At 59.4% G+C, this 6,100-nt stretch carries 5 protein-coding genes and 2 pseudogenes; 5 read left to right on the forward strand and 2 right to left on the reverse strand.

Annotated elements, in window-relative coordinates:
* Positions 1-25 precede the first annotated feature (25 nt).
* Positions 26-706 carry a sel1 repeat family protein gene (locus ACLFKU_RS34060; protein ID WP_410852051.1) on the reverse strand — a complete coding sequence of 227 codons (681 nt, stop codon included), beginning with the start codon at positions 704-706 and terminating at the stop codon, positions 26-28.
* 323 nt (positions 707-1,029) lie between these two features.
* Here ACLFKU_RS34060 and ACLFKU_RS34065 point away from each other — a divergent pair, with 323 nt between their 5' ends.
* The 3 genes from ACLFKU_RS34065 (at position 1,030) to ACLFKU_RS34075 (ending at position 3,800) form a co-directional block, all read left to right on the forward strand.
* Positions 1,030-1,383 (forward strand): hypothetical protein, encoded by a 354-nt coding sequence (locus tag ACLFKU_RS34065; protein WP_410852052.1) that lies wholly within the window; start codon positions 1,030-1,032, stop codon positions 1,381-1,383.
* Positions 1,384-1,394: 11 nt separating this feature from the next.
* On the forward strand, positions 1,395-2,129 hold the full coding sequence (locus ACLFKU_RS34070) for a hypothetical protein (RefSeq protein ID WP_410852053.1): 735 nt from the start codon (positions 1,395-1,397) through the stop codon (positions 2,127-2,129).
* Positions 2,130-2,675: 546 nt separating this feature from the next.
* Complete coding sequence (locus tag ACLFKU_RS34075) at positions 2,676-3,800, forward strand: molecular chaperone DnaJ (protein WP_410852054.1); 1,125 nt, start codon at positions 2,676-2,678, stop codon at positions 3,798-3,800.
* Positions 3,801-3,944: 144 nt separating this feature from the next.
* Here the strand turns inward: ACLFKU_RS34075 and ACLFKU_RS34080 are convergent, their stop codons facing one another.
* The gene (locus tag ACLFKU_RS34080; protein ID WP_410852055.1) at positions 3,945-4,193 is read right to left on the reverse strand and encodes a hypothetical protein; all 249 of its coding nucleotides are present in this window, start codon (positions 4,191-4,193) and stop codon (positions 3,945-3,947) included.
* Positions 4,194-4,655: 462 nt separating this feature from the next.
* Here ACLFKU_RS34080 and tnpA point away from each other — a divergent pair.
* Positions 4,656-5,063 (forward strand): annotated as a pseudogene (gene tnpA, locus ACLFKU_RS34085) (IS200/IS605 family transposase); the annotation flags it as partial.
* A 574-nt stretch (positions 5,064-5,637) separates the two neighbouring features.
* Positions 5,638-6,100 (forward strand): annotated as a pseudogene (locus tag ACLFKU_RS34090) (phosphopantetheine-binding protein); the annotation flags it as partial.

The raw sequence follows: 6,100 nt of genomic DNA on the forward strand, positions 1-6,100 counted from the left end.
CGCGGGGTGTCACGCCGGCAGGGTTTCAACCTAGCGCTTCCAGACGGCGTTGGCAACGTTTATCTTCGCCACCGCGTCGATAACTTTGCATGGCCTTTGTGCGGTCCCGGACAACGCCATTGTCTTCCGCACCCCAGACACCTTCCCAGAAAAGTCCGAGATTGTGTGCCGAGGCCTTGTGCCCCAGGTCAATGGCCTGCTCGTACAGCGAGCGCGCACGGATTGCGTCCACCCGCATGCCGCGCCCGAGCCGTGCACTGTCGGCAAGCGCCGCGGCGGCCAGGCCGCGCAGACGACCGTCCGCGGTCTCGTCCTTCATCACGTCTTCAAGAATCGCGTTACCTCTGCCAAAGTCCGCCTCTCCTCCTGTTGGTGTGACGAGAGAAATAGCCATGGCCATTCGCCAGGCGGGATGGCGGTTCGCGCCAATACGCTCCAGCAACCAGCGGCCCAGATGGGGTGCGCGGTTTAACGTGCTGGTGAGCAGTGCATTTGCGATCGCCGCGAGTGACTCCGGTGACAGGAATCCAGTCTTGTTTGCCGCAATGACGTGGCGCGAGAACTTTTCGACATCCAGTGTAGGGTCAGCGTGGCGCAACTGATGCCATTCGCGCTCGATTGTCCCGACCCAGCTTTCCATTTGCATGGTGAGCAATCTCCCGGTGAAGAATGCACCTGATTCTAGCTCACCTTTTGCCAATTGCAATGTTGGAATCCCGTGTCCTTAGCTGCGTACGTTCGGCATGTGGCGGAGCGCACCGCTGCCCTGATTTCCCGCCGTCGCTATGCGCGAAGCCGCGAGCGTACCGAAGTGATCCAGCGCGGGTGGGTCCTTTATACAGGCCTGCCTGTTTGCCGTATCCAGGTGGCGGTGCCAGGCAGTGATGAGAAGAGGTATAATAATGCGCACTATTTATACCTTAGGTGACACAATTGGAGCGACGCTGGATTGCACGCGTCGCTGGCGGCGACCGCGTGGTCAGCGCTCAGTCCGATTCGCGTGAGGTGATAGAAGGAGATGGTTCCACGATGGCTAATGCATTCGAACTCATAGCCCTGGCGCTGCCTGGCGATGTCGCCCCCGAGTCACTGCCCGCCACCGTCCGCCAGTTCGTCGCCGACTGCTGGCCCGGAATGAGCCGCGGCCAGTTGCTCGCCCGCGCGCGGCGCCTGGCGCTGCAGCCGTCGCTGCGCGCAGGTTCGGCGACTGCGCCGGGTGAGATTGGCCGCTTTGCGCTGACACTTACGGCGGGGGTCGAGATCGTGTCCCTGATCGCGCATCTGCGCCGGGTTGCACAGCGCCGCGCCTCCGCGCGCAGTCGTAAGGCGGCCACCGCCTCCCGGCCGCCCGCGCGCGATCCACGCCAGGCGTTGCTGTTCTGAGGGCTCGGCAAATGGGACGACCCCGGATCGAATGGAGCGACTCGCAGGTGCGCGCAATCTCGAGTGCGGTTGCGGTGCTCGACCGTCACTTCCCACAGGACAACACGGGTTTTCTGGACGGGCTCGTTGCGGCGGTACGCGCTACGACGGGCCGTGTCTATGGCGCCACGACCTACGGTCGGTTGTTGCGGGATGTCGCGCCGCAGGTCGGAGTACGTCGGCGCCCCAGTACGCCGACAATCCAGTCGGCGGTGTTGCGCGCGCAGGCGCTCGAGCGTGGCGCCGTACAGGCGGCTGCCGAAGCGTCCGCGCTGCTTCCTGCTGACTCGCGCGTAGCAACGGCTGCCGCGGTAAAACAACTGTCCGCGGTGGCGCAGCGCAGGAAACGTGAAGACGCCCGACATCCCGTCACCGTCGATGCTGACGCGCTGCGCGCCTCGCTCACGCCATTGTTGCGCGAACTGCTGCGCGAGAGCGTCGCGCCGCTGCATGCACGGGCCGTCCAACGGGTGTCATCCAATGCGGGCGACGAGAGCGCACGCGAGCTGCAGCTGACGACGGCCGCGCTCAAGGATGCACGTGCGAGGATCCGTCAGCTCGAGTTCGAAATGGGTGAACTGCGCCGCGAACTTGGTGCCGCGCAGGCCGCGCGTGATCTCGCGGGTGTGCACGTCAGTGCGATGCTGGAGGATCTGCGCGAAGCGATCGCAGCGTCGCGCCAGGGCCGCAGCGCAGCTCGCCGGTAACTCGAAATGCCGGGAAGAGTCCGCGGCTGCGGTCGTGTGCCTGGATTCGACGGGGGCTGGAATCAGCTGTAACCGGGCGAGTGAACACCAAAAGGGCCAGTTCCAATACCTGACGAAAATCGGTCAGGACCAAAGATTCAACATATAGGTCGCATTCCTATGCAGTTGTGGAATGGGATTCATCGTGGTTTCATCGGGCCGTTGCCTGAGTAGACCTTAATATAAGAAAACTTATCTTGATACGTCGATTACCCTTCGATTTTTTGAGAAAACGTCAACCGCTCACGCAACGCGGAGAGGGAAGCGGCGCCGCGAATCGGACGTTGGTGTGGAGGAATTGGGCATCTCCCCAGTATAGGTAACAGGTTATGGTGTGTGGAACCTTTTGCTGGCTGCGTGTTTGAGCGGAAAGCGCAGCTATATCGCTAATAGGGGTTAGCGGGGGCGGCGTAAAAATTCGCATCCGTGCCGATCAACAGATCGATTCCCACGTTGGGTCGGCGGGGTAAAATGGATGCCTTCTCTTGCCTTCCGCGGAAATTTCCCATGACCAGGACATCACGGTCCGTCGCCGTTGCTCACGATCACAACAGGGCAGCCCTGTCGAAAGGGCAAAAAGCGTTCAACTCGGCAATCAGGCAGATCGAGAAACGACGCAAGCGGCTTCGCGCCTGGGAATCGGTTACGCCCGTCTTCCAGCAGCAGTACGTCAACGAACTTCTCCCGCTTGAACAGAAATCGTCTGCGCTGCAGATCCGGATGGTGCATTGCCTGGACCGTGCCTACGATCGACTGACCAAAGCCGAACGCCGAAAGGTTGCACTTGTGATCGTTGATCTGGTAGGAGATCTGATCGGCGAAGGCGATGACGAAGGAGACGGTCTCAAAGCCATCTACGACAAATACAGCCCCACGAGCTACGACAGCGAGGTGGCCACTGAGGTCGGTGAAATGAAATTCATGTTCGAGACGGTCTTCGGTGTCGATCTGGGGGACGATCTCGACCTGAGTTCGCCGGAAGACCTGCTGGAACGTGCTGGAGCTCATTTCCAGCAAGCGCAGACGGAGTGGGATGCCCAGAATGCGGAACGGGATGCCCGGCGCGCAAAGCGGAAGAAATCATCCCGGCAACAGGCCGCCGAAGCGCGGGTACAGGAGCAGCAGTCGAAGATCAGCCTGTCCATTCGCGAGGTCTACCGCAAACTCGCCAGCGAGCTGCATCCGGATCGCGAAACCGATCCGCAGGAGCGGGAGCGAAAAACCCGGCTGATGCAGCGCGTCAACGAGGCCTACCAGAAGAACAACCTGCTGCAGTTGCTGGAATTGCAACTGGAGCTCGAGCATATCGACCAGCACGCCCTGAACAGCATGAGCGAGGAGCGGCTGAAACATTACAACGTGGTCCTGAAGGAACAGATCCGTGAACTCGACCAGGAGATACTTCATGTCGAGTCGGCCTTTCGTCACGCCTACGGAATCGATCCGTTCGAACCTGTTTCTCCGGATACGGTCCTGCGCAACCTCGCGGGCGATCTCAAGGCGCTTCAACTGAACATCCAAACCCTTGAGCAAGATCTCCTCGCATTCGAAGATCTCAAGAATCTGAAGCTCTGGCTGAAGCGCTGCAAGCTCGTGAGCGTTGCCCCAGACTTCGACTTTATGCCGTTTTGACATTGAAAATGTGTCCAACGGCAGGCGAGCCCGAAAGTGGGATTTTCAGGCAGAAGATGTGGTGGCACAGGGCGTACTGCCCCTTTTCGGTGGCAGAATTATTTCGCGATGGCCGAACCATCGCCCTGCAAGGCTTTGCGGCCCTCAACGAGTCAGGAGGTCGTGGAGTGACGCATTTATTGTCGCAACGGTGACACTTTCAATACGGACTACGCCCGAACCGGGCGTCTTGCCAGTCTCCGTGCCAAACACCCAGTGCCGGAAACGGACGGATCGGAAGTACTTCCGTCGAACCCAGCCCGCGTTTTTGTTCGGATGCCGGTTCTTGCCGTTGGCCGTTTTACCGATTACCTGCAGCGGAAGAAAGTCAAAATCAGTTTGTGTGTCAGTCATAAGTTGCGTCCGCAATGTTGAAGTTGCGGACGCAACTTGATCCTCTTGACCCGGCCGCGCTAGGCGCGGCAGAAACTACCGCTTACGATGATATCGCGCGTTGCTATGACCGTTGCCCTTATCGCGACAAAATCCACGCTCGGAGGAGCGCTACTGTTGGATTGATCTCTTGTCACATTATCTACAAATGTCGGACGAGAACGGATTGCAGTTCAACTCGCACTGCGAACGGCGTGGTCCCACGTTGCCGCGGGGGCACACGCTATAGCCGCTTGTGCCTTCACGACGCGGCGCGACCGGCTGATCTAGCGCTTTTATACGACTTCCGACTGGCATTCTTCATGCTTACTAGCTTTAACTCAGTGAGGTAAGCCACCGGCTGTGCCGGTGGACTCACCAAGGTTTGACCTTTACGACGGTCGGCGTGAATTTCCTATCTCCGCCAAGAGAAGGAGATTCACGATGAAAGAGTATCAGAGCCTGAGCCACACGAGATGGGACTTCAAGTATCACGTGGTGTTCATCTCGAAGCGGCGCAAGAAACAGATATTCGGCGCGTTGCGGCGGCAGCTCGGAGAGATATATCATGAACTGGCGTCCCACAAGGAGTCGAAAATCGTCGAGGGACACCTGATGGGGGATCACGTTCACATGTGCCTGAGCATTCCGCCTAAATATGCGGTATCGAACGTGACGGGTACATCAAGGGCAAGAGTGCAATTCAGATAGCCCGGAAGTACGGCGGCCGGCAACGCAATTTTACCGGCGAGCACTTTTGGGCCCGAGGCGACTTCGTTTCCACTGGACGAGCACATGGTACGAGCGTACATCCGCAATCAGGAGGAAGAAGACGCGCGGTGCGACCAGATAAGCTGGTCATGGAGTAAGCCGCTACCGGCGGCTCACGCCTTTATGGGCGCCTTTGAGGCGCTCACAATTTCAAGCCACCGGCTTTGCCGGTGGTATCTGATGATACTGGTGATCTAGTGATCCAACGCAAAATACCGGTTGTCTCTACCGATAGTGCACTGACGCTGAGCTCAAGTGTTATGAAGCCGCGATCAAGGGTTTTCAAGAGCTTCTAGCTGGCCTCAAGTTCGGTGGACTATCACGTGTCCGCTGGCGCAGGGGGAAAGAAGTTATTTTTCGAAATTTCGACGCCCGGATGCCGCGGGCTGTCCGCGATGGGATCGAGCTGCGCAAGATCTGTCAGCAATTACACGCGCCTTGGACTTTGGGCCATATGGATCTAATCCATTAGGATTGCCAACGATAGTCATACGTGATGAGATGGTGTTGGTGTTCTGCGATTGACCGCCTAGCTCCGCAAAATCCGCGCAGGACTCATAGGATCTGCAACCACTTGCGTGGCAAACCACTGCTTTCAACTCATACGGAGGTTTCGTCCATGGGGGCGGACTACGAACATCGCGATACATGTGTCGAGATCGAGACGGCGCTGGCAGAGCTCTGGGCGGAGCTTCTGGGGCTGGAGCGGGTCGGGCGGCACGACCACTTCTTCGAACTGGGCGGCCACTCGCTGCTGGCGGTGCAACTGACGGAGCGGCTGCGGCCGCTGTCGCTTGGGGTCGAGGTGCGCACCCTGTTCGCCAAGCCGGTGCTGGCGGATCTGGCGGCAAGCCTTGGCAGCCATCAGGAGGTGGTGGTCCCGGCCAACCTGATCAGCGAGCAGGGTACGGCGATCACGCCAGAGATGCTGCCGCTGATCGAGCTGACGCAGGGCGAGATCGACCGGATCGTCGGCACGGTGCCGGGTGGGGTCGGCAACATCCAGGACATTTATGGCTTGTCGCCGCTGCAGGACGGCATCCTGTTCCATCATCTGTTGGCCGGCCAGGGCGATCCGTACCTGCTGGTCAGTCAGATGGCGTTCGCCGACCGTGGGC

It is taken from the genome of Paraburkholderia sp. EG304, from assembly GCF_046543485.1.
In the GTDB taxonomy this organism is placed as follows: Bacteria; Pseudomonadota; Gammaproteobacteria; order Burkholderiales; family Burkholderiaceae; genus Paraburkholderia; species Paraburkholderia youngii.

Bases quoted from the DNA above. Each gene is read 5' to 3' on its own strand.
- ACLFKU_RS34065 (WP_410852052.1), top strand. From the start codon at position 1,030: ATGGCTAATGCATTCGAACTCATAGCCCTGGCGCTGCCTGGCGATGTC.
- ACLFKU_RS34070 (WP_410852053.1), top strand. From the start codon at position 1,395: ATGGGACGACCCCGGATCGAATGGAGCGACTCGCAGGTGCGCGCAATC.
- ACLFKU_RS34075 (WP_410852054.1), top strand. From the start codon at position 2,676: ATGACCAGGACATCACGGTCCGTCGCCGTTGCTCACGATCACAACAGG.
- ACLFKU_RS34080 (WP_410852055.1), bottom strand. From the start codon at position 4,193: ATGACTGACACACAAACTGATTTTGACTTTCTTCCGCTGCAGGTAATC.